Origin of the sequence: Cellulomonas hominis (assembly GCF_014201095.1) — a bacterium.
Taxonomy (GTDB): domain Bacteria; phylum Actinomycetota; class Actinomycetes; order Actinomycetales; family Cellulomonadaceae; genus Cellulomonas; species Cellulomonas hominis.
In genome coordinates this window covers 489257-511860 of record NZ_JACHDN010000001.1, presented here as the reverse complement: position 1 = coordinate 511860, position 22604 = coordinate 489257, and the positions used below count along the sequence as shown (strand labels likewise).

16 protein-coding genes are annotated in these 22604 nt (G+C 74.7%); 13 read left to right on the top strand and 3 right to left on the bottom strand.

The window, feature by feature from the left end:
- Nucleotides 1-31 precede the first annotated feature (31 nt).
- From HNR08_RS02390 to yicI (HNR08_RS02350), 9 genes are all read left to right on the top strand, one after another.
- Nucleotides 32-973: a carbohydrate ABC transporter permease gene (locus tag HNR08_RS02390; RefSeq protein ID WP_246803113.1), complete on the top strand. Its 942-nt coding sequence runs from the start codon at nucleotides 32-34 to the stop codon at nucleotides 971-973.
- Complete coding sequence (locus tag HNR08_RS02385; RefSeq protein ID WP_146839065.1) at nucleotides 973-1890, top strand: carbohydrate ABC transporter permease; 918 nt, start codon at nucleotides 973-975, stop codon at nucleotides 1888-1890. The genes HNR08_RS02390 and HNR08_RS02385 overlap by 1 nt, the downstream gene beginning before the upstream one ends.
- 13 nt (nucleotides 1891-1903) lie before the next feature.
- On the top strand, nucleotides 1904-4177 hold the full coding sequence (gene yicI, locus HNR08_RS02380; protein ID WP_146839067.1) for an alpha-xylosidase: 2274 nt from the start codon (nucleotides 1904-1906) through the stop codon (nucleotides 4175-4177).
- A gap of 807 nt (nucleotides 4178-4984) precedes the next feature.
- On the top strand, nucleotides 4985-6292 hold the full coding sequence (locus HNR08_RS02375; RefSeq protein ID WP_168432259.1) for an ABC transporter substrate-binding protein: 1308 nt from the start codon (nucleotides 4985-4987) through the stop codon (nucleotides 6290-6292).
- Complete coding sequence (locus HNR08_RS02370; RefSeq protein ID WP_146839071.1) at nucleotides 6289-7227, top strand: carbohydrate ABC transporter permease; 939 nt, start codon at nucleotides 6289-6291, stop codon at nucleotides 7225-7227. The genes HNR08_RS02375 and HNR08_RS02370 overlap by 4 nt, the downstream gene beginning before the upstream one ends.
- Nucleotides 7224-8150, top strand: coding sequence for a carbohydrate ABC transporter permease (locus tag HNR08_RS02365; protein ID WP_146839073.1), 927 nt, complete (start codon nucleotides 7224-7226; stop codon nucleotides 8148-8150). The genes HNR08_RS02370 and HNR08_RS02365 overlap by 4 nt, the downstream gene beginning before the upstream one ends.
- A 5-nt stretch (nucleotides 8151-8155) precedes the next feature.
- A complete protein-coding gene (locus HNR08_RS02360; RefSeq protein ID WP_146839075.1) occupies nucleotides 8156-10585 on the top strand; it encodes a glycosyl hydrolase family 95 catalytic domain-containing protein in 2430 nt (809 codons plus the stop codon).
- Between the two features lie 153 nt (nucleotides 10586-10738).
- On the top strand, nucleotides 10739-12769 hold the full coding sequence (locus tag HNR08_RS02355; protein WP_146839077.1) for a beta-galactosidase: 2031 nt from the start codon (nucleotides 10739-10741) through the stop codon (nucleotides 12767-12769).
- On the top strand, nucleotides 12766-15036 hold the full coding sequence (yicI, locus tag HNR08_RS02350; protein ID WP_146839079.1) for an alpha-xylosidase: 2271 nt from the start codon (nucleotides 12766-12768) through the stop codon (nucleotides 15034-15036). The genes HNR08_RS02355 and yicI (HNR08_RS02350) overlap by 4 nt, the downstream gene beginning before the upstream one ends.
- A gap of 178 nt (nucleotides 15037-15214) precedes the next feature.
- Here yicI (HNR08_RS02350) and HNR08_RS02345 read toward each other — a convergent pair whose 3' ends face one another.
- Nucleotides 15215-16234, bottom strand: coding sequence for a LacI family DNA-binding transcriptional regulator (locus tag HNR08_RS02345; protein WP_146839081.1), 1020 nt, complete (start codon nucleotides 16232-16234; stop codon nucleotides 15215-15217).
- A gap of 138 nt (nucleotides 16235-16372) precedes the next feature.
- Between HNR08_RS02345 and HNR08_RS02340 the strand changes: the two genes are divergently transcribed.
- The 4 genes from HNR08_RS02340 (at nucleotide 16373) to HNR08_RS02325 (ending at nucleotide 19827) form a co-directional block, all read left to right on the top strand.
- Complete coding sequence (locus HNR08_RS02340) at nucleotides 16373-17821, top strand: glycoside hydrolase family 1 protein (protein WP_146839083.1); 1449 nt, start codon at nucleotides 16373-16375, stop codon at nucleotides 17819-17821.
- 67 nt (nucleotides 17822-17888) lie between these two features.
- Nucleotides 17889-18200, top strand: a complete 312-nt coding sequence (locus tag HNR08_RS02335) for a hypothetical protein (protein ID WP_146839085.1) — start codon at nucleotides 17889-17891, stop codon at nucleotides 18198-18200.
- A gap of 56 nt (nucleotides 18201-18256) precedes the next feature.
- Nucleotides 18257-19048 carry an alpha/beta hydrolase gene (locus HNR08_RS02330; protein ID WP_146839087.1) on the top strand — a complete coding sequence of 264 codons (792 nt, stop codon included), beginning with the start codon at nucleotides 18257-18259 and terminating at the stop codon, nucleotides 19046-19048.
- Nucleotides 19045-19827, top strand: coding sequence for an alpha/beta fold hydrolase (locus tag HNR08_RS02325; protein ID WP_146839089.1), 783 nt, complete (start codon nucleotides 19045-19047; stop codon nucleotides 19825-19827). Before HNR08_RS02330 ends, HNR08_RS02325 begins: the two co-directional genes overlap by 4 nt.
- Nucleotides 19828-19972: 145 nt before the next feature.
- Here the strand turns inward: HNR08_RS02325 and HNR08_RS02320 are convergent, their stop codons facing one another.
- Nucleotides 19973-20392, bottom strand: coding sequence for a hypothetical protein (locus tag HNR08_RS02320; RefSeq protein ID WP_146839091.1), 420 nt, complete (start codon nucleotides 20390-20392; stop codon nucleotides 19973-19975).
- Nucleotides 20389-22575, bottom strand: coding sequence for a coiled-coil domain-containing protein (locus HNR08_RS02315; RefSeq protein ID WP_146839093.1), 2187 nt, complete (start codon nucleotides 22573-22575; stop codon nucleotides 20389-20391). Before HNR08_RS02315 ends, HNR08_RS02320 begins: the two co-directional genes overlap by 4 nt.
- Nucleotides 22576-22604 lie beyond the last annotated feature (29 nt).

Below are 22604 nucleotides of genomic sequence, written 5' to 3'. Positions count from 1 at the left end.
GCCGGGGCCGACGTCCCCTCGAGGAGCTTGAGTGACCACCGTCGACCGCCCCCCGGTGCGCAGCCGCCGCACCCGCCGCGACCGGATCGGGTACCTGCCGTACCTGCTGCCCGGGCTGATCGCGTTCACCGTCGTCATCCTCATCCCGTTCGGGATGAACATCTGGTACAGCCTGCACAAGTGGAAGGGCGGCAACGCGCCGCTGCGCTGGTACGGGCTGGGCAACTACACCGACCTGCTGGCCGACGAGCAGTTCTGGACGTCGTTCCGGAACTCGATCGCGATGATCCTGGCGATGGTCGTCGTGCCGACCCTGATCGGCCTGCTGCTGGCGACCACGCTGTTCGACGTGCTGGGCAAGCGGTTCGGCCCGCGCGTGGCGTCGGTGCTGCGGGCGACGTACTACCTGCCGCAGATCCTCCCGGTCGCCGTCGCCGGCGTGCTGTGGAACTGGATCCTCAACGCCCAGACCGGCGCGGTGAACGTCGTCCTGCGGTCGCTCGGCGTCACCGACCCGCCCAACTGGCTCGGCTCGACGGACACCGCGCTGCCGACCGTGATGCTCGTGCTCATCTGGATCCAGATCGGCTACCCGGTCGTCATCTTCATGTCCGCGCTGCAGCGGGTCGACCCCGAGCTCTACGAGGCAGCCGAGCTGGACGGCGCGGGCTGGTGGCACCGGTTCCGGGCGATCACGCTCCCGCAGATCAAGCCCGAGACGTTCGTCATCACGCTGACCTGCACCGTGGCCGCGCTCAAGGTGTTCGGCCCGATCTACGTGCTGACCCGCGGCGGCCCGGAGTCCTCGACGCTCGTGCCGTCCTACTACTCGTACCTGAACTTCTTCGACAAGTCGAAGGTCGGCTACGGGGCCGCGATCGCGAACGTCCTGACGGTCCTCATCATCGTCGTGGCCGTCGTCATCATGGTGCTGCAGGCACGCAGCGCCCGCCGTGAGGAGGAGGGTCGCTGATGGCCGCCCCGATCGAGACGCTGCCGGCTCCCGTCGGGTCCGGCACCCCGCGCCGGCCCGCACGTGCGAAGGCCACCGAGGCCGACCGCCGGCACCGCCGGGGCGCCGCCCGCTGGTTCGTGCTCGCGGCCGCCGTGGTCGTGGCCGTCGTCATGATGGTGCCGTTCGTCATCATGGTGCTCAACGCCTTCAAGGCGCCGGCCGACTACTCGCAGAACGGCCCGCTGTCCTGGCCTGCGGAGTTCTACACCGAGGGCCTGCGCAACTTCTGGGACCGCGTGAACTTCCCGGAGAAGCTGGTCAACTCCATCTGGATCTCCGGCGCCGTGGCGGTCTTCGGGACGCTGCTGTCGCTGCTGTCCGCGTACGCGCTCGGCGTCGGCCGGGTCAAGGGCCGGATGTGGATCGTCACGCTGTTCCTGCTGGCGAACATGCTGCCGCAGGAGGTGCTGGTCTACCCGCTGTTCCAGATGGCGCAGGACGTCGGCCTGTCGAACAACCAGTGGTCGGTCATCATCATCTTCACCGTCATCCAGGCGGCGTTCGGCACCTACCTGCTGTCCTCGGTGCTCGGCACGTTCCCGAAGGCGCTGCTCGAGGCGGCGGCCCTGGACGGCGCCGGCAAGTGGCGGACGCTGTGGGGCGTCGTGTTCCCCGTGGTCCGGCCGACGCTCAGCGTGCTGCTGATCTTCTTCTTCATCTGGACGTGGAACGAGTTCTTCATCCCGCTGGTCATGCTGACCACGAACGCCACCCAGACGATCCCGGTGGCCCTCGCGTCCCTGCAGGGCGACCGCATGATGGACGCCCCCACGACGAACGCGGGCGCCCTCGTCTCGATGATCCCGGCGATCATCTTCTTCCTGATCTTCCAGCGGACCCTGACCCGCGGGATCACCGCGGGCGCGGTCAAGTGAGGACGCGCATCCCATGAAGTTCACCGACGGCTACTGGCAGAACCTGCCGGGCGTCGACATCCTGCGGCCGCGCGCCGTCGACGAGGTCGTGTTCGGCGAGCGCGGCCTGACCGCCTACGCCGGCACCCGCCGGCTCGTCACCCGCGGCGACACCCTCAACCACCCGCTCGTGACGATCACGCTCGACTCGCCCGCCGAGGGCGTGCTCGGGGTGACGATCGAGGGCCACCGGGGCGGCGTCGACCCCGGGCCGGCGTTCGCGGTGGCCGACGCCCGGCCGGACGTGGTCGTGGCGGGGCCGACCGCCGAGGACCCGCGGGCCAGCCTGACCACCGGCAACCTCACCGCCCGGGTCTCGACCGCGGGGGAGTGGGCGCTCGAGGTCGAGGTCGACGGCCGGGTCGTCACCGGCGCGACGTCCCGGGGCGTGGGCCTCGTGACCGACGCCGAGGGCCGGCACTTCGTGCGCGAGCAGCTCGACCTCGGCGTCGGCGACCACGTGTACGGGCTGGGCGAGCGGTTCACCGCGTTCGTCAAGAACGGCCAGTCCGTCGACGTGTGGAACGCGGACGGCGGCACGTCCTCGGAGCAGGCGTACAAGAACGTGCCGTTCTACCTGACCGACGCGGGCTACGGCGTGTTCGTCGACCACCCCGGGCACGTCTCGTTCGAGATCGGCTCCGAGGTCGTGTCGCGGACGCAGTTCAGCGTCGCCGGCCAGCGCCTGCGGTACTACGTCATCGCGGGGCCCGACCCGAAGGACGTGCTGCGCCGGTACACCGCGCTGACCGGGCGTCCCGCGCGGGTGCCGGACTGGTCGTACGGGCTGTGGCTGTCGACCTCGTTCACCACCGAGTACGACGAGTCGACGGTCATGTCGTTCATCGACGGGATGGCCGAGCGCGGGCTGCCGCTGTCGGTGTTCCACTTCGACTGCTTCTGGATGCGCCGGTTCCACTGGTCCGACTTCGTGTGGGACCCGGGCACGTTCCCGGACCCGGAGGGGCTGCTGACCCGGCTGCACGACCGCGACCTGCAGGTGTGCGTCTGGATCAACCCGTACATCGCCCAGCGCTCGCACCTGTTCGACGAGGGCCGGGCGCACGGGTACCTGGTCACGCGCGCCGACGGGTCGGTCTGGCAGTGGGACAAGTGGCAGGCCGGCATGGCGCTGGTCGACTTCACCAACCCGGACGCCGTCGCCTGGTACCAGGGCAAGCTCCGCGCGCTGCTCGCCATGGGGGTCGACTGCTTCAAGACCGACTTCGGCGAGCGGATCCCGACCGACGTCGTCTGGCACGACGGCTCCGACCCCGAGCGGATGCACAACTACTACACGCACCTGTACAACCGGGCGGTGTTCGACGTCCTGACCGAGGTGCGCGGGGAGGGCGAGGCGGTGCTGTTCGCGCGGTCCGCGACCGCCGGGGGCCAGCAGTTCCCGGTGCACTGGGGCGGGGACTGCGAGTCGACGTTCGTGTCGATGGCCGAGTCGCTGCGCGGCGGGCTGTCGCTCGCGTCCTCGGGCTTCGGGTTCTGGTCGCACGACATCGGCGGCTTCGAGGGCACCCCCGACGCAGCGGTGTTCAAGCGCTGGCTGGCGTTCGGGCTGCTGTCCTCGCACTCCCGGCTGCACGGCTCGGACTCCTACCGGGTGCCGTGGGCGTTCGACGAGGAGTCGGTCAAGGTCACGCAGCGGTTCACCGAGCTCAAGCTGTCGCTCATGCCGTACCTGTCGGCGGTCGGCCGCCAGGCGCACGCCGAGGGGCTGCCGGCCATGCGGCCGATGGTGCTGGAGTTCCCCGACGAGCCCGGCGCCGCGACGGTGGACACGCAGTACCTGCTGGGGCCGTCCGTCCTGGTCGCGCCGGTGTTCTCGGCGGCCGGGGACGTGGACGTGTACGTGCCCGAGGGCGCGTGGACGTCGCTGCTCGACGGCTCCGTGGTCGAGGGCCCGCGGTGGCACCGGCAGCGGCACGGGTTCGACTCGCTGCCCGTGCTCGTGCGGCCCGGGACGGTGCTGCCGGTCGGCGCGCGGACCGACCGGCCGGACTACGACCACGCCGAGGGGGTCACCCTGCGGCTGTTCGGGCTGGCCGACGGGCACGCGTCCGAGACCCGGATCGCGCGGCCGTCCGGCGGGGAGGCGGTGTTCCGGGTGACGTACGCGGGGGGTGTCGCCCGGGTCGAGGCCTCGGGCGACGTGCCGGCCGCGTGGTCGGCCGCGGTGGCCCTGGGCCGCCCGACCGCGGCCCGCGGCCCCGTCCTGGAGCTGCCGCTGCCCTGAGGGGCGCCTGACGACGAGACGGCAGTACCCCGGGGTCCCGCGGCGTGGGAACCCGGGTGCTGCCGTCTCGTCGTGCTGCCCGGGGACGGCCGGGCGGCGAGAGTGCAGAAGATGCGGGCGTCGGGCTGCTGAACCCCGCATCTTCTGCCACCTCGGTGTCGCGGGCGGGGCGGGCGGTGCGGGCGGGCGGGCGGAGGAGGACGGCGAGACTGCAGGATCCGCGCGTCTCGAGGGTCGTTGCGCAGGCGGATCCTGCAGTCTCGCCGGGGTGCGGGGTGCGGGGTGCGGGACGCGGGTGCGGGACGCGGGTGCGGGGCGCGGGGCGCGGGTGCGGGACGCGGGTGCGGGGTGCGGGGGGCGGGTGCAGGGCCGCAGGGGGTCGGGGTGCGAGGGCCGCAGGCGTCGAAGCGCGTGCGCGCACGCGTGGGCGCGCTCCCACCGCGTTTCCGCAGGTCACCGCGCCCGACTTGTCACGCGCGTCACCCAGCGCATAGTGTCGCGTCCGCGAGATCATCGAAGCGCTTGCGCGACACGGGACGACGGAGACCACTGATGGCGAAGTTCGAGGACGACAAGGCCGCCACCGCGTGCCGCCGTCCCCTCGTGATCGCCCGGTATCCGCGCTCGTCCTGCCCCCTGTCCGCGCGCACGGGCCGCTGAGGCGCCGCGCGCATGGGGGTCGACTCGACATCGAAGCGCTTCCGCGCGGAGGGGGAGTGCGCTCGCAGGACCGTACGTGGACGGCGCCGGGTCCGTCCGCGGTCCGAGCCACCGGTGGGTGGCGCCACGAGGAGAGGAACGCCAACGATGGCTTTTCGGTGGAACAAGCGGGCCCTGGGCGCCGCGGCCGCGGTCGGTGCGCTGAGCCTGGCCCTGACGGCCTGCTCCGGCGGTGACGACACCGCGGGTGGCGGCGGCGAGGGCAGCGGCGAGACCGTGAACCTCGAGTTCTGGGGCTGGGTCCCCGGGCTGGAGGAGACGGTCGCCACGTGGAACGAGGCGCACCCCGACATCCAGGTCGAGTTCTTCCGGATGACCGGCGACGACGGCGACAAGATCCCCGCCGCGATCGACGCCGGCACCGCCCCCGACGTCGTGCAGATGTCGTCGCACTCCCTGCCGGGCCACATCATCAACGACCGGCTCACGGACATCACCGAGTACGCCGGCGAGCTCGAGGACGACTTCACCCCGTCGTCGTGGGGCTCCGTCGTGTTCGACGGCAAGGTCTACGCCGTGCCGCAGGACTCCGGCCCGTCCGGTCTGCTGTACCGCACGGACCTGTTCGAGCAGTACGGCATCGACGTGCCGACCACCTGGGACGAGTACCTCGAGGCCGCTCGCGCGCTCAAGGCCGCGGACCCGAACGTCTACATCGCCCAGTTCTCCCCGAACGAGGCCGGCTTCTGGATCCAGTCCGTCTGGCAGAACAGCGGCTCCTGGTTCGGCATCGAGAACGGCGCCTGGTCGGTGACGGTGAACGACGACGCGTCCCAGGACGTCGCCGCGATCTGGCAGACGCTGCTGGACGAGGACCTGGTCAAGGTCGTCGAGATGTGGACCCCGGAGTACTGGGCCGAGGTGAACGCCGGCACGATCGCGACGATCAACTACGGCGCCTGGTTCCCGGCCCTGCTCAAGGAGAGCGCCGCGGACCTGACCGGCAAGTGGGGCATCGCCCCGACGCCGACGTTCTCGGGCTCCGAGGCGGCGGGTGAGTCCGGCGGCTCCGTGAACGTCGTGCCGCGCGGCACCGAGCACGTCGCCGAGGCCGTCGAGTTCATCAGCTGGCTGAACGCGACCGAGGAGGGCACGTCCGCCCTGATCTCCGGCGGCGTCTTCCCGTCCGCGACGGTCGGCCAGGAGAACGCGGACCTGCTGGTCGAGGACCCGTACTTCGGCGGCCAGGTCGTCAACCAGGTGTTCGCCGACGCGGCGGCGACCGTGCCGGGCTCCTGGGTCGACGGCCCGACCTACGACCTGACGCAGAACTACCTCAAGGACGCGTTCGCCCAGGTCGGCAACGGCCAGATCACCTTCGCGGAGGCCCTGGACCAGGTCCAGGCCAAGACGGTGAAGGACCTGACCGACATGGGCCTCGAGGTCAACGAGTGACCACCCTCTCCGCAGGGACCGCAGCCCCCCGCCGCCGCACCCGCGGCCGCGGGGGGCTGCGGGCCGCCCCGTACCTCTTCCTGGCCCCGTTCGTCGTCCTGTTCCTCGTGTTCCTGGTGCTGCCGATCTTCATCGCGCTCTACAAGAGCTTCTTCGCGGTGCAGCGCAGCGGCCTCGGGTTCGGGGGCGGCGAGGAGGGCTTCGTCGGCTTCGACAACTACGTCCAGGCGTTCGGCGACTCCGCGTTCGTGGAGAGCTTCGGCCGTGTGCTGCTGTACGGCGTGGTCCAGGTGCCGATCATGCTCGCGATCGCGATCGGCCTCGCGCTGCTGTTCGACTCGGCGGTCGTGCGCGGCAAGCGGTTCTTCCAGCTGTCGGTGTTCCTGCCGTACGCCGTCCCGTCCGTCGTGGCGGCGCTGGTCTGGGGCTTCCTCTACCAGCCGCGCGTGAGCCCGATCGTCGAGGGACTGCGCAGCCTCGGCATGGACCCGCAGTTCCTCGCGCCGGGCACCGTGCTGTGGTCGCTGGCGAACGTCGGCGTCTGGTCCGTGACCGGCGTCAACATGATCATCATCTTCTCGTCGCTGCAGACCGTGCCGCGCGAGATGTACGAGGCCGCGCGCATGGACGGCGCCAGCGAGCTCCGGCTCGCCCTGCAGATCAAGCTGCCGCAGATCATGCCGGCGGTGCTGCTGACCACGCTGTTCTCGATCATCGGCACGCTGCAGCTGTTCAACGAGCCGATGACGCTGCGGTCGATCACGTCGAACATCTCCGGCTCCTACACGCCGAACATGTCGATCTTCTCGGCCACGACGCTCGGCGGGAACATCAACCTCGGGTCCGCGATGGCGGTCATCCTCGGCATCGCCACGATGGTCCTGTCGGTCACGGTCTCCGCGCTGTCCAACCGCAGGAAGGGCGGTGCCCGATGACCGCGCCCACGCTCGCCCCGACGACGCCGCCGGCCCCGGCCGCCACCCGGTCGGTGCTCCCGAAGGCGACCGCCGAGGGGGAGCGGCCCAGCCGCCGCGCCCGGGCCCTCGGCTGGGTCGTCATGATCATCACGGCCGTGTACTTCCTGGTGCCGGTCTACTGGCTGATCGTCGCGTCCACCAAGAGCACCGGCCAGCTGTTCTCGACGCCGGGCTTCTGGTTCGCGGACTTCCACCTGATCGACAACCTGCGGGACCTCACCGCGCGGGACAACGGCATCTTCTGGCGCTGGCTCGGCAACTCGGTGATCTACTCCGGGGTCGGCTCGATCCTCATGACGGCGATCTCGGTCATCTCCGGGTACGCGCTCGCGATGTACCGCTTCAAGGGCCGCAACATCGTCCTGGCCGCGGTGCTCGGCTCGATGCTCATCCCGCAGACCGTGCTCGCGCAGCCGATCTACGTGCTGCTGGTCGAGATGGGCCTGAACAACACGATGCTCGGCGTCCTGCTGCCGAGCCTGGTGTACCCGTTCGGCGTCATGCTCGGGTTCGTCTACGCGCAGTCCAGCGTCCCGATGGAGCTCCTCGAGGCGGCGCGGCTCGACGGCGCGAACGAGTGGCGGACCTTCCGGTCCATCTCGCTCAAGCTGCTCAGCCCCGGCGCGGTGACGATCCTGCTGTTCGCGTTCATCGGCTCGTGGAACTCGTTCATGCTGCCGCTGCTCGTGCTGACCGACACGCGCCTGCAGCCGGTCACGGTCGGCCTGTCCGGCTGGAGCCAGGCCGCCATCACGATCCCGGGCCTGCAGTCGCTCGTCATCATCGGCGCGCTGATCTCGATCATCCCGATCATCGTGATCTTCGTGTCGCTGCAGCGGTACTGGCGGTCGGGCCTGGCCGCCGGCGGCGTGCGGTTCTGAGCGGGATGGCGCGCGGCACCGCGGCGGCGGGGTCGGCCGGGCCGACCGGGCCGGGGCGCGAGCTCCGGTACGACCGGCCCGCCGCCGACTGGCTCGACGGCCTGCCGCTCGGGAACGGCCGGACGGGCGCGATGGTGCTCGCCGGTCCGCGCCGGGTGCACCTGCAGCTCACCGACGGCGCCGGCTGGTCCGGCGGCGTCGGCAGCGCGGCCCGGCGCGGGCTGGTGGACCCCGCGGTGGCCGAGACCGCCCGGGCCCGGGCGCGGTCGCTGGTCGCCGCCGGCCGGCACGTCGACGCCGAGCGGGCCGTCGCGGCGCTGCAGGGCGACTACGTCCAGGCGTTCCTGCCGTTCGCTGACCTGACGCTCGACGTCGCGACCCACCACGACCCCGGCGCGGGCGGCTTCCGCCGCCGGCTCGTGCTGCGCGACGCGACCCACCACGTCGCGGCCGACGACGGCGCCCTCGCGCACGAGACGTTCGTCAGCGCGCCCGACGGGGTGCTGGTGCACGTGCTGCGCAGCGACGGGCCCGTCGACCTACGGGTGGCGCTCGGCACCCCGCTGCGGTCCGCCGGCCCGGCCGTGCGCCCCGGCGGCGCCGAGCTGCTCCTGGACCTGCCGGCCGACGTCGCCCCCGGGCACGAGCCCGACGAGCCCGGGCTGACCTGGGACGTGCCGGGCGTCGAGCCGCTCGCCGGCGCGGTCGTCGCGGGGTGGCGGCACGACGGGGTCGCGGCGGCGGACGGCGACGGGGCCGTGGTGCTGCGCGGGGTGCAGGACCTGCTGCTCGTCCTCGCGACCGCGACCACCTTCGACGGTCCCGGCCGCCCGCCGCGGGGGACCGCGACCGACGCCGCCCGGGCCGCCGCCGAGCGCGTCGGTGCCGCACTGGACCGGGGGGTGGGGGCGCTGCGCGAGCGGCACCTGGCCGACCGGCACGGGCTGGCGGACCGGTTCGTGCTGGACCTGGGGCAGGCCGTCGCGCCCGACCCCGGCAGCCCGGGCGACCCCCGCGACCCCCGCGACCTCCCGACCGACGAGCGCGTCCGCCGCGCCGCCGCGCACCCCGGCGGCCCGCTCGCCGCCGACCCCGACCTGCTCGCGCTCCTGGTCGACCACGGCCGCTACCTGCTGTCCTCCGCGTCCCGCCCCGGCGGCCTCCCGGTGACGCTGCAGGGCCTGTGGAACGACGACCTGCGCCCGCCGTGGTCGTCGGCGTACACGCTGAACATCAACACGCAGATGGCGTACTGGCCGGCCCTGCCCGTCGCGCTGCCGGAGGCGGCCGAGCCGCTGCTGGACCTCGTGACGGCGCTCGCGGACCGGGGGCGGGACGCCGCCCGGCGGCTGTACGGCGCGCGCGGCTGGGTCGCGCACCACAACACCGACGCGTGGGCGAACCCCTACCCGACGGCCGGCGACGCCTCGTGGGCGCTGTGGCCGGTGGGCGGGGCGTGGCTGGTGCGGCAGCTCGACGAGCACCGCCGGTACGGGCTGGCGGACGAGGCGTGGCTGCGGCGGCTGTGGCCGGTCGCGGTGGGCGCCGCGGAGGCGCTGCTCGACCTGCTGGAGCCCGGCCCGGACGGCTCGCTCGTGACCTGGCCGTCGACGTCGCCGGAGAACCGCTTCGTCACGCCCGACGGCCCCGCCGCGCTGACCGCCGGGACCGGCATGGACCGCGCGCTGGTCGGGGAGGTCCTCGACACGGTGACCGCCCTCGCGCGGGACCTCGGCGCGGACCACCCGGTGCTCGCCGAGATCGCCGCGGCGCGCCCGCGGGTGGCCCCGCCGCGGGTCGACGCGGACGGCACCGTGCGGGAGTGGCACCCGGGGGCCGTCGAGGAGGACCCGCAGCACCGGCACGTCTCGCACCTGCTGTTCGCCTACCCGGGTGACGGGGTCCCCGACGACGCCCTGCGCGCGGCGGTGTCCGCGACCCTGGACCGGCGCGGCGACGACTCGACCGGCTGGTCCCTGGCGTGGAAGGCCGCGCTGCGCGCCCGGCTCGGGCAGGGGGCGAAGGTCCAGGACCTGCTGGCGCTCGCGCTGCGCCCGGCCTGGGACGCCGCGCGCGGGCCGCACGCCGGCGGGCTGTACCGGAACCTGTTCGCCGCGCACCCGCCGTACCAGGTGGACGGCAACCTCGGCCTGGTCGCCGCGGTGACCGAGGCGCTGGTGCAGAGCCACGCGGGGCGCCTCGAGCTGCTGCCCGCGCTGCCGCCGGCGCTCGCGTCCGGTCGGGTCTCCGGCCTGCTGGCCCGCCCCGGCCTGCGCGTGGACCTGGCCTGGCGCGACGGCCGCCCGGTGGACCTGGCGCTCACCGCCCTCACCCCGGCGGCCGCCGGCGTGCACGAGGTCGCGTTCGGCGCGGAGGTGCAGCCGGTCGACGTCCCGCCCTCCGGCGCGGCCCGCCTGACGTGGCGGCCGGCGTGATCCGCGCAAGCGCTTCGACGGCCCTGTGCGGGCCCGGCGGCCCTCCCGACCCGCGCGCGTGGACATCGCCGACCGGCCTTGACTACAGTGACGACATCCCCATTGTTGAAGCGCTTCGACGGACGACGAAGCCCGAGGCCTAGGCGACGACGCATGGTGCACCAGGACCCCCCGACCGACCCGCGACCCACCGGCTTCGCGGCGCTGACCGCGCGCCACGGACTGCTGTACGGCGGCGACTACAACCCCGAGCAGTGGCCCGAGGAGGTCTGGCCCGAGGACGTCGCGCTCATGCGCGAGGCCGGCGTCAACCTCGTCACCGTCGGGGTGTTCTCCTGGGGCCGGCTCGAGCCGCAGCCGGGCGCGTTCGACCTCGGCTGGCTGGACCGGCTGCTCGACCTGCTCGCCGAGGCCGGCATCGCGGTCGACCTCGCGACGCCGTCCGCGTCCGCCCCGCCGTGGCTGGCCCACGACTTCCCGGAGACGTCCGCGGTCGACGCCGCCGGCGTCCGGATGAGCCCCGGCTCCCGCAACCACTTCTGCCCGACCTCGCCGGTGTTCCGCGAGCACGTGCTGCGGATCGTGCGCGTCCTGGTCGAGCGGTACGCCGACCACCCGGCCGTCGCGATGTGGCACGTCGGCAACGAGTTCGGCCAGGTCTGCCACTGCGACCTGTGCGCCGAGGCGTTCCGCGGCTGGCTGCGCGCCCGGTACGGCACGATCGAGGAGCTCAACCGGGCCTGGGGCACCGCGTTCTGGAGCCAGCACTACGGTCGCTGGTCGGAGGTCGTCCCGCCGCGCGCCGCCCCGTACCTGCACAACCCGACGCAGGAGCTCGACTTCAAGCGGTACACCTCGGACCAGCTCCGTGACCTGTACCGGGTCCAGGCGGACGTGATCCGACCCGCCGCGCCGGGCGTGCCGGTGACGACCAACTTCATGGGCTTCTTCCACGGGGTCGACTACGCGTCCTGGGCCGGGGACGTCGACGTGGTCGCCGACGACTGGTACTCCGACCCGGCCGACCCCCGCGCCGCCGCGCGCGCCGCCCTCACGCACGACCTGATCCGCTCGCTCGGCCACGGCCGGCCCTGGGTGCTCATGGAGCAGGCCACCAGCGCGGTGAACTGGCGGCAGCACAACCTGCCGAAGTCGTCCGGGACGATGCTGCTGGACTCGCTGCGGGCCGTCGCGCACGGCGCGGACGCGGTCTGCTACTTCCAGTGGCGGCAGTCCGTCGCGGGCGCCGAGCGGTTCCACTCGGCGATGCTGCCGCACGCCGGCCCGGACACCGCGCTGCACCGGGCGGTCCGCGAGCAGGGTGCCGTGCTGTCCCGGCTGCGCCGCGTCGTCGGCACCGGCGTGGCCGCGCGCGCCGCCCTGGTCTTCGACTGGTCGTCCTGGTGGGCGGGGGAGGCCCCCGGCCGGCCCAGCGCCCGGCTCGGCGCGGTGGACCAGGCGCTCGCGTACTACGAGCCGCTCTGGGAGTCCGGCATCCCCGTGGACGTCGTGCACCCCGGCGCGGACCTGGACGGGTACGACCTCGTCGTCGTCCCCGCCCTCTACCTGGTGTCCGACGACGACGCCGCGAACCTGGCCCGCGTGCCCGGGCGCGGCGGCGTGCTGCTGGTCGGCCCGTTCAGCGGCGTGGCGGACCCCGACGGGCACGTCCGCACCGGGCGGTTCCCCGCGCCCTGGGCCGGGGTGCTCGGCGCGTCCGGGGAGCAGTACCGCCCGCTCCCCGACGGGGGCGTGGCCGTGGCGTCGGACCGGTTCGGCGACTTCCGCGCGGCCGACTGGTCCGAGGACCTGCGCGCCGACGACGCCGAGGTGCTCGCCACCTACGGGGGCGCCGGCATCGAGGGGCGGCCCGCGGTCACGCGGCGCGTGCTGCCCGGCGGCGGCCAGGCCTGGTACGTGTCCACCGTCCCGCCCGCCGGCGCGCTCGCGCGGGTGGTCCGGGACTGCGCCGACGTCGCGGGCCTGCACGGCCCCGTCGCGTGCCCCGAGGGCGTCGAGGCCGCGCGCCGCGGTGACGTCCTGTTCCTGCTCAACCGCGGCAGCGAGCCCCGCACGGTGCACCTGCCGCACCCCGCCGTCGACCTGATCGGCGGCGCCACCACGGACGGCGACCTGGTGCTCGCGCCGGAGTCCGCCGTCGCCCTGATCGAGGAGACCCGATGAAGTTCACCGACGGCTACTGGATGACCCGGCCGGGCGTCAGCCTGCTGCGTCCGCTCGACGTCGCCGAGGTGGTCGCGGGCGAGTCCTCGCTCGCCGTCTACGCCGCCACCGCGCCGCTGACCAAGCGCGGCGACACGCTGAACCGCCCGCTGGTGACGGTCACGCTCGACAGTCCCGCCGAGGGCGTCGTCGGCGTCACCGTCGAGCACCACCGCGGCGGCGTCGACCGCGGCCCGCACTACGCGCTCGCCGCGCCGTCGTCCGAGGGCGTGCGGGTGGCCGTGCCCGCCGACGGCCCGGCGACGCTGACGTCCGGCCCGCTCACCGCGACCGTCGCGACCTCGGGCCCCTGGACGCTGGACCTGGCCGTCGACGGCCGCACCGTCACGTCGTCCGACTCCCGCGGCCTCGCGCTGGTCACCGACGGCGAGGGCCGCTCGTACGTCCGCGAGCAGCTCTCCCTGGGCGTGGCCGAGCAGATCTACGGCCTCGGCGAGCGGTTCACGCCCTTCCTGCGCAACGGCCAGTCGGTCGACGTCTGGAACGCCGACGGCGGCACCGCGTCCGAGCAGGCGTACAAGAACGTGCCGTTCCACCTGTCCTCGGCCGGCTACGGCGTGTTCGTCGACCACCCCGGGCACGTGTCGTACGAGATCGGCTCCGAGGCGGTGTCCCGCACGCAGTTCAGCGTCGAGGGCCAGCGCCTGCGGTACTACGTCATCGCGGGGCCCGACCCCAAGGACGTGCTGCGCCGGTACACCGCGCTGACCGGGCGCCCCGCGCGGGTGCCGGACTGGTCGTACGGCCTGTGGCTGTCGACGTCGTTCACCACGCAGTACGACGAGGACACCGTCATGTCGTTCATCGACGGCATGGCCGACCGGGGGCTGCCGCTGTCCGTCTTCCACTTCGACTGCTTCTGGATGCGGCAGTTCCACTGGTGCGACTTCGTCTGGGACCCGGCGACCTTCCCCGACCCCAAGGGCATGCTCGACCGGCTGCACGACCGCGGGCTCCAGGTCTGCGTCTGGATCAACCCGTACATCGCCCAGCGCTCGCACCTGTTCGACGAGGGGCGCGAGCTCGGCTACCTCGTGACGCGGCCCGACGGGTCGGTGTGGCAGTGGGACATGTGGCAGGCCGGCATGGCGCTGGTCGACTTCACCAACCCGGACGCCGTCGCCTGGTACCAGGGCAAGCTGCGCGTGCTGCTCGACATGGGGGTGGACGCGTTCAAGACCGACTTCGGCGAGCGGATCCCGACCGACGTCGTCTGGCACGACGGCTCCGACCCCGAGCGGATGCACAACTACTACGCGCAGCTCTTCAACAGGACGGTCTTCGACCTGCTGACCGAGGTGCGCGGCGAGGGCGAGGCCGTGGTCTTCGCGCGCTCCGCGACCGCGGGCGGCCAGCAGTTCCCCGTGCACTGGGGCGGCGACTGCGAGTCGACGTTCCCGGCCATGGCGGAGTCGCTGCGCGGCGGGCTCTCGCTGTCCCTGTCCGGCTTCGGCTACTGGTCGCACGACATCGGGGGCTTCGAGGGCACCCCCGATCCGGCGATCTTCAAGCGCTGGCTGGCGTTCGGCCTGCTGTCGTCGCACTCGCGGCTGCACGGGTCGAGCTCGTACCGCGTGCCGTGGGCCTTCGACGAGGAGGCCGTCGACGTCACCCGCCGGTTCACCGAGCTCAAGCTGTCCCTCATGCCCTACCTGTCGGCGGTCGGCCGCGAGGCGCACGAGACCGGCGTGCCCGTGATGCGCCCGATGCTGCTCGAGTTCCCCGCCGACCGGACCGCCGCGACCGTCGACACCCAGTACACGCTCGGGCCGTCGCTGCTGGTGGCGCCGGTGTTCTCGGCGGAGGGCGACGTGGACGTCTACGTCCCCGAGGGCGCGTGGACGTCGTTGCTCGACGGCTCCGTGGTCGAGGGCCCGCGGTGGCACCGGCAGCGGCACGGCTTCGACTCGCTGCCGCTGCTGGTCCGGCCCGGGACGGTGCTGCCGGTCGGCGCGCGGACCGACCGCCCGGACTACGACCACGCCGAGGGCGTGACCCTGCGGCTGTTCGGCCTCGCGGACGGGCACGACTCGGTGACCCGGATCGCCCGCCCGACGGGGGAGGACGCGGTGTTCCGCGTCACCCGCCGCGGCGACGCGGTGCGCGTCGAGGCGTCCGGCGCGGTCCCGGCGACGTGGTCGGTCGCGCACGCCCTGTCGGAGCCGGTCCCGTCCGCGGGCCCGGTGGTGGAGCTCCCGGCCGCCTGACGCCGGCGGCGCACGAGACGGCAGCACCCGGGGGGCACGCGCCCGCGGAACCCCCGCCTGCTGCCGTCTCGTCGTCCGCGCGACGTGGGCGCGGCGGCGGGACGGCAGGATCCGCGGGTTCGCCGGGCGTCGGAGCAGTCGGGTCCTGTCGTCCCGGCAGCCGCGCCGGTCCCGCGCGTCAGCCCGCGAGGGCGCGCCGGGCCGGGGCCGCGACCGAGGCGCGGTCCGTGAGGCGCGGGGAGATCAGGCGGGTGCCGGCCAGGGTCTCGCCGCCCAGGTGCGCCATGACCATCTCCACCGCCACCCGGCCGATGTCGTGCCCGGGCACGTCGATCGAGGTCAGCGGCTGGGACAGCGACTCGGCGGCGTCCGCGGCCCCGACGGCCAGCACCGACACGTCCTGCGGCACCCGCAGCCCGCGCTCGGCGAGCGCGGCGACCACCCCGGGCAGGGCGGACTCGTTGTGCACGACGACCCCGCTGACGTCCGGGTCGAGCGCGAGCAGCTCGACCGCCGCGGCGACCCCGCCCGCGAACGACGGCTCGCTCGGCACGACCGTGACGCCGACGCCGCGCAGCTCGGCCTCGTCCTGCACGCCCGCGCGCATCCGCACGGCGTAGTTCGCCCGGCGCTCGTAGCGGGCGCGGGAGGCGCCGATCAGGGCCACGTGCCGGTGCCCGGCCTCCGCGAGGGTCCGGACGGCGAGCCGGCCCGCGGCGGTGAAGTCGAGGTCCACGCAGCTCAGCCCCGACGAGTCGTCGGGGACGCCGATCAGCACGGACGGCTGCCGGAGCGTCCGGAGCAGCGGGAGGCGGGTGTCCTGGGCCTCGACGTCCATGACGATGATGCCGTCGGCCATCGAGGAGGACGCGACCCGGTCGACGCCGCTGGTGTCGTCCTGGGTGAGCAGCAGGACGTCGTGGTCGTGCTGCCGGGCGGCGGCCACGGCCCCGCCGACGAACTGCATGATGATGCCGACGTTGACGCCCGCGCGGAACGGCACCATCAGGGCGATCACGTTGCTGCGGGCGGAGGCCAGCGCCCGGGCCCCGGCGTGCGGCCGGTACCCGAGGTCGCGGATGCTGCGCTCGACCCGCTCCCGCGTCCCTGGGGAGATCGGCCGCTTGCCGGACAGCACGTAGGAGACCGTCGAGGCGGACACGCCTGCGGCGCGTGCCACGTCGTCGATCGTCGCCATGCCGCCCACCCTACTGCCGTACCGAAGCGCTTCGACACTCCGTCCTCCCCGGGTCGCGGGAGCGTTCCCACGCCGTGTATCGTATCGATTCGACACCGCCGTCCCGCGGGACGCCCGCCAACCCCCCGAGGAACCGTCATGCCCACCACCCGTCCGTCCGGACGCCAGTTCGCCGCCGACTTCCTGTGGGGCTCGGCGACCGCCTCGTACCAGATCGAGGGCGCCGCCACCGAGGGCGGCCGCGGCCCGTCCATCTGGGACACGTTCTCCGCCCGCCCGGGCGCCGTGCTCAACGGCGACACCGGCGCCGTCGCGGCCGACCACTACCACCGGGTCGCCGAGGACGTCGCGCTCATGCAGCGACTCGGCCTCCAGGCGTACCGGCTCTCGATCGCGTGGCCGCGCGTGCAGCCCGACGGCTCCGGCGCGTGGAACGACGAGGGCATCGCCTTCTACGTCGACCTGGTCGACCGCCTCGTCGAGGCCGGCATCGCGCCCGTCGTGACGCTGTACCACTGGGACCTGCCGCAGCCGCTCGAGGACGCCGGCGGCTGGGGGAACCGCGAGACGGCGTACCGGTTCGCGGACTACGCCCGGAAGATGGCCGAGGTGCTCGGCGACAAGGTCACCGTGTGGACGACGCTGAACGAGCCGTGGTGCTCCGCGTACCTGGGCTACGCCTCCGGCGTGCACGCCCCGGGCCGCACCGAGCCCGCCACCGCCCTCGCGGCGGTGCACCACCTCAACCTGGCGCACGGCCTGGCCGCGCGCGCCGTCCGCGAGGTGCTCGGCGACGCCGCGCAGGTGTCGATCACGCTCAACCTGCACGTGACCCGCGCCGCCTCCGACGCGCCCGAGGACGTCGCCGCCAAGCGCGAGGTCGACACCGTCGCCAACGAGGTGTTCCTGCAGCCGCTGCTCGAGGGCCGGTACCCGGAGCAGGTGTTCGCCCAGACCGCCCACCTCACGGACTGGTCCTTCGTGCAGGACGGCGACCTCGAGCTCATCCGCGTCCCGATCGACCTGCTCGGCGTGAACTACTACTCCACCGGCAAGGTGCGGCGCGGCACGCCCCCGGTCGGCGACGGCACCCCGGGCCCCGACGGGCACCGGTCCTCCGTCGTGAGCCCGTGGGTCGGCTGCGACGACGTCGAGTGGCTGCCGCTGCCCGGCCCGCACACCGCGATGGGCTGGAACATCGAGCCCGAGGGCCTGACCGAGCTGCTGCTCGACCTGCACCGCCGCTACCCCGGGCTGCCGATGGCCGTCACCGAGAACGGCGCCGCGTTCTACGACGAGGTGTCCGCCGACGGCCGGGTGCACGACCTGCCCCGCGTCGAGTACCTGCACGACCACATCGACGCCGTGGGTGCCGCGATGGACGCCGGCGCCGACGTGCGCGGGTACTTCGTGTGGTCGCTGATGGACAACTTCGAGTGGGCGTACGGCTACGACCGCCGGTTCGGCATCATCCGGGTCGACTACCCGACGGGGGAGCGCACGCTGAAGGACTCGGCGCTCTGGTACCGCGACCTCGTCGCGACCCGGACCATCGCGCCGGCGGAGACGGCCGCGACGCTGTCCTGACGTCCGCGCCCGGAGGGCGGCCGCCCGCGTGGTGGCCGCCCTCCGGCGCGTCCGGGATCATGGGGGCGTGCCCTCCACCCGCCGCTCCGGCAAGCGCCCGTACACCGCCGAGCACGTCCCGCTCGACGCCGAGCGGGTCCGGGGCGGGCGCACCTCCGAGGAGGCCGCCGACGGCACGTGGACCGTCCAGCGCGTCGGCGGCTCGGAGCGCACGTTCCGCTGCCCGGGCTGCGACCAGGAGATCGCGCCGGGCACGCCGCACGTCGTCGCCTGGGCGGCCGACGGGATGTTCGGGGCGGACGCGGCGCTCGCGGACCGGCGGCACTGGCACACGGCGTGCTGGTCGGCCCGGGGGCGACGGCGGCCGACGCGGCGCTGACGGCCCCGCGCCCGGGCCCGCGCCCGGCCCCGCCCCCCGGACTACGCTCGACGGCGATGACCACCGACGCCGCCCCCGCCCCGATCCGCTCGCTGACCGTCCTGCCCGCGCACCGCGAGGACGTCGAGCTGCACACCGCCGACGGCCTGACCCTGGTCGGCGAGCTCGCCCTGCCGGTGCACCCGGACGGGACGCCGAAGCCCCCCGCCGCGACGCTGGTCACGCTGCACCCGCTGCCGACGCACGGCGGCTACATGGACTCGCACGTGCTCCGCAAGGCGGCCTGGCGGCTGCCGGCGCTCGCGGACCTCGCCGTGCTCCGGTTCAACACGCGCGGCACGTCCAGCCCGCGCGGCACGTCGCAGGGCGCGTTCGACGAGGGCCGGTCCGAGAAGTTCGACGTGCACGCCGCCATCGAGCTCGCCGAGTTCCGCGACCTGCCGCACCCCTGGCTGGTCGGCTGGTCGTTCGGCACCGAGCTCACCCTCATGCACGGGCTCGACCCGGCCGTCGAGGGCGCGGTCCTGCTGTCGCCGCCGCTGCACCGCGCCACCGACGCCGACCTCGACGCGTGGGACGCCGACGGCAAGCCGCTCGTCGTGCTCGTCCCGGAGCACGACGACTACCTGCGCCCCGCCGAGGCCCGCGAGCGGTTCGCCCGCGTGCACCAGGCCGAGGTGATCGGCGTCGACGGGGCGAAGCACCTGTGGGTGGGGGAGGCGTACGTCCGCCGCGTGCTCGACGAGATCGTCCGCCACGTGCGCCCCGGCTTCCCCGTCCCGCTCCCGGCCACCTGGGACGGCCCGAGCGAGCAGGCCGCCGCCGGCACCCCCGAGGAGGACGCATGACGCACGCCCGCCCGCACGCCACCGCCGTCCTGCACGCCCTGCGCCCCGGCACCGGGCTGCCGCTCGTGCTGCTGCACGCCTTCCCGCTGGACTCCCGGATGTGGGGGGAGGTCGCCGCGCTGCTGCCCGGCCCGGTGCTCGCCCCCGACCTGCCGGGCCTCGGCGCCGCCCAGGGCGTGCCGCTGCCCGAGCCGTCGATCGAGGCGTCCGCGGACGCCGTGGCCGAGGCGCTCGCCCGGGCGGGGCACCGCCGCGCCGTCGTCGCCGGGCTGTCGATGGGGGGCTACGTCGCCCTGGCGCTCGCGGAGCGGCACCCGGACCTCGTCGCCGGGCTGGGCCTGCTCGACACGAAGTCGACCGCCGACACCGACGAGGCGCAGGCGAACCGGCTGCGGGTCGCCGACGTCGTCGAGGCGGCCGGCACGGTGGACGAGGTGCTGCCGATGGCGGCCGCTCTCCTCGGCGCCGACGCGCGCGACCGGGGCGTCGACGCGCGCGTCGGGGCGTGGATCGCCGCGCAGCCGCCCGCCGGCGTCGCGTGGTCGCAGCGCGCGATGGCGGCCCGCCCCGACCGGACGGCGGTGCTCGAGGCGTACGACGGCCCCGGGCTGGTGCTGGTCGGGGAGGAGGACCAGCCGACCCCGGTCGCGGAGGCCCGCCGCATGGCGGACGCGCTGCGCGTCGAGCCCGTGGTCGTCCCCGGGGCCGGCCACCTCACGGCGGTGGAGACCCCCCGCCCGGTCGCCGAGGCGCTCGCCACCCTGCTCGCCCGCGCCTGAGCGGCGCGCGCCGCGGCCGCGCCCCGTACCGTCGTGCCGCCGCGCCGACGGGGCATGACCCGATCAGCGGGGGTGCTCCGGGGCCTGCCCGGATGCGCGCGAGGTGCCGCCTCGGGCGCGCGGGCTCGCCCGCAGCGGGCCCGGGTCAGGCGTCGCCGAGCGCGCGCGCCAGGGCGATCGGGAGGTCCAGCGACTCGCCGTCCTTGCCGCCGGCGCCCAGGACGAGCGGCGGGTCCTGGGGCTCCGGGCGGACGCCGCGCAGGCGGGCCGCCAGCGACGGCGGCACGGTCAGCACGTAGAAGCCGCCGTCCGTCCCGACCGCGACCGTCCGGTCCTTGCGGAGGTACCAGCCCGCCAGCGGGGTGCGGTACCGGCCGCGCCCGCCGTACCCCTGGGCGTGCAGCGGCACCGGCGCCACGCCGCGCTCGGCCGCGTCCGCGACGAACCGCGCGATGAGCTCCCGGGCGCGGGCGGACTCGGCCTGCCGCCGGGCGCGCAGCGCGGCCTCGTGGGCGTCGGCCGCCTCGCGGCGGCGGGAGCGCCAGTCGTCGTCGGGCGTCGTCACCGGTCGCCGGCCACGACCTCGTCCCCGTCGGCCGGGGCGTCCTGCGCGGGCGCCTCGGCGGCGGGCTGCTCCGCGGCGGGCGCGGCCCCGGGGGCGTCGGACGGCTGCGGCTGCTCGGTCGCGGGGGCCTCGGGGGCGGCCGGGGCGTCCGGCGCGCCGGCCGCAGCGTCCTCCGGGGCGCCGGGCTTCGCGTCGTCCGCGTCCTTCACGTCCATCGCGGGCGCCGCCGCCGCCGCGGAACCGGCGGCCGACACGGGCGCCGGGCGGCTCTTGCCGCCGCGGGCCGGCCGGGCCGCGGGACGGGCCTGCTTCGCGTCGAACTGCGCCTGCGCCGCGTCGGCGCGCTCCAGGGTCTGCTTGGTCGGCACCGGCTCGTGGCCGAGCAGGTTGCGCAGCTCGTCCAGGTAGGACGTGATCGACTCCCGCTGCCGGTTGAGGTCCTCGACCTGGCGCTGGGCGGTCGTGCGCTCGCGCTCCGCCTCGGACATCGACTCGGACAGGGTCTTCTCGGCGTGCTCGCGGGCCTCGGCGACGACGCGGTCCGCGTTCTGCCGGGCGTTCGACAGCAGCTCCTTGGCCTGGGTCTGGGAGTCGACGCGGATCTTCTCCGCCTGCTCCAGGGCCTTGGCGACCCGCTGCTCCGCGTCGGCGGCGTGCGCCTCGGCGTCCGCGACCAGCTTCTCGGTCTCGGCGCGGGCGGTGGCGTGCCGCTCGGCGTCGGCGCGCTCGGCGGCCTCCCGCTGGGCGGCGATCTGCAGCTCCGCGTCCGCGAGCGCCTGGCGCGCCTGGGCGAGCATCGCGTCGGACTCGGTGCGCGCCCGCGAGCGCTGCTCCTCGGCCGCGCGGGACGCCTCGGTGAGCTGGCGCTCCACCTCGAGCCGCGTGGACTCGCGCAGCTCGGCGGCCTCGCGCTCGGTGCGCTCGCGCAGCTCCGTCGCGTCCCGCTCGGTCCGCTCGCGCAGCTCCGTGGTCTCCCGCTCGGCGAGGGCGCGCAGGGTGGCGACCTCGTGCCCGGTGCGCTCGCGCAGCTCGGTGGTCTCGCGCTCCGCGGTCGCGCGCAGCTCCGCGACGTACTGCTCAGCCTCCGCGCGCTGCGCGGTCAGGGCCTGCTCGGCCTCCTGGCGGGCCGCGGCGACCTCGTCGGCGACGGCCGCGCGCAGCTCGCCGGTCTCCCGGTCGGCGCTGGCCCGGACGAAGCCGGAGTACTGCTCGGCCTCGGCCCGCAGCGCGGCGGTCTCGGCGGCGACGCGCTGCTGCAGCTCGGTCGCGGCCCGCTCGGCGGCGGACCGCACGGCGTCCGCGTGCGCCTGGGCCTCGGCGCGCAGCGACGTGATCTCCTCGCCGGCCACCTGGCGGGCCTCGGCGATCTCCGTGGCGGCGAGCGACCGCTGCATCGCGGACCACCGCTCGGCCTCGGTGCGCAGCTCCGCGAGCTCCGAGGTCACCCGCTGCCGCAGCGCGGTGGTCTCGGCGTCCGCGCGCTGGCGCAGGTCCTGGTCGTAGCGCTCGGCGTCCGCGCGCAGGGCGGTGGTCTCCGCCTCGGTCGTCGAGCGCAGCGCCTCGGCCGCCTGCTCGGTGCTGATCCGGAGCTCCGTCGTCTCGCGCTCGACGGTGGCCCGGAGCGTCCCGAGCTCGCGCTCGAGGGTCGCGCGGCGCTCGCTCTCCTCGGTCTGGATCGCCGTCTGGATCCGTGCGGCCTCCCGCTCGGCCGACCCGACGAGCTCCTCGGCGCGGCGCTGGGCCCCCGCCAGGGCGCTCTCCGCCTCGGTGTGCGCGGTCGAGCGCTCCTCGGTCGCCTCGCGGCGGGCGGTCGCCAGCATCTCCGCGACCTCGTTCTCCGCGCGGGCCCGGAGCTGGCCGGCGGCCAGGCGCGCGCGGGCCAGGGCGTCGGACGCCTGGGCGTTCGCCTGCTGCACCACGTCGGAGGACTGCTCCTCCGCGGAGCGCAGCAGCATCTCGATGCGGGAGCCGAGTCCCGAGTACGTCGGCCGCTCGGCCTCGCGCAGCTGGCGGTGCGCCTCGGACAGCTCGCCGGAGATCTGCAGCACCCGCTCGTCGAGCGACGACACCTGGCTGCGGGCGTCGGCCAGCGCGCGCTCGAGCTCGTCCATGCGGGTGTCGACGGGTCCGCGGTCGTAGCCACGGAAGTTGACCACCGGGAAGGGCGTACGGTCGTCTGCCACGAAGTTCCTCCTGCGGGAGCGCGCGAGCG

Coding starts and splice junctions, on each gene's coding strand:
- HNR08_RS02330 (WP_146839087.1), top strand. CDS start 18,257: ATGACCACCGACGCCGCCCCCGCCCCGATCCGCTCGCTGACCGTCCTG.
- HNR08_RS02375 (WP_168432259.1), top strand. CDS start 4,985: ATGGCTTTTCGGTGGAACAAGCGGGCCCTGGGCGCCGCGGCCGCGGTC.
- HNR08_RS02340 (WP_146839083.1), top strand. CDS start 16,373: ATGCCCACCACCCGTCCGTCCGGACGCCAGTTCGCCGCCGACTTCCTG.
- HNR08_RS02385 (WP_146839065.1), top strand. CDS start 973: ATGGCCGCCCCGATCGAGACGCTGCCGGCTCCCGTCGGGTCCGGCACC.
- HNR08_RS02360 (WP_146839075.1), top strand. CDS start 8,156: ATGGCGCGCGGCACCGCGGCGGCGGGGTCGGCCGGGCCGACCGGGCCG.
- HNR08_RS02365 (WP_146839073.1), top strand. CDS start 7,224: ATGACCGCGCCCACGCTCGCCCCGACGACGCCGCCGGCCCCGGCCGCC.
- yicI (WP_146839067.1), top strand. CDS start 1,904: ATGAAGTTCACCGACGGCTACTGGCAGAACCTGCCGGGCGTCGACATC.
- HNR08_RS02345 (WP_146839081.1), bottom strand. CDS start 16,234: ATGGCGACGATCGACGACGTGGCACGCGCCGCAGGCGTGTCCGCCTCG.
- yicI (WP_146839079.1), top strand. CDS start 12,766: ATGAAGTTCACCGACGGCTACTGGATGACCCGGCCGGGCGTCAGCCTG.
- HNR08_RS02325 (WP_146839089.1), top strand. CDS start 19,045: ATGACGCACGCCCGCCCGCACGCCACCGCCGTCCTGCACGCCCTGCGC.
- HNR08_RS02355 (WP_146839077.1), top strand. CDS start 10,739: ATGGTGCACCAGGACCCCCCGACCGACCCGCGACCCACCGGCTTCGCG.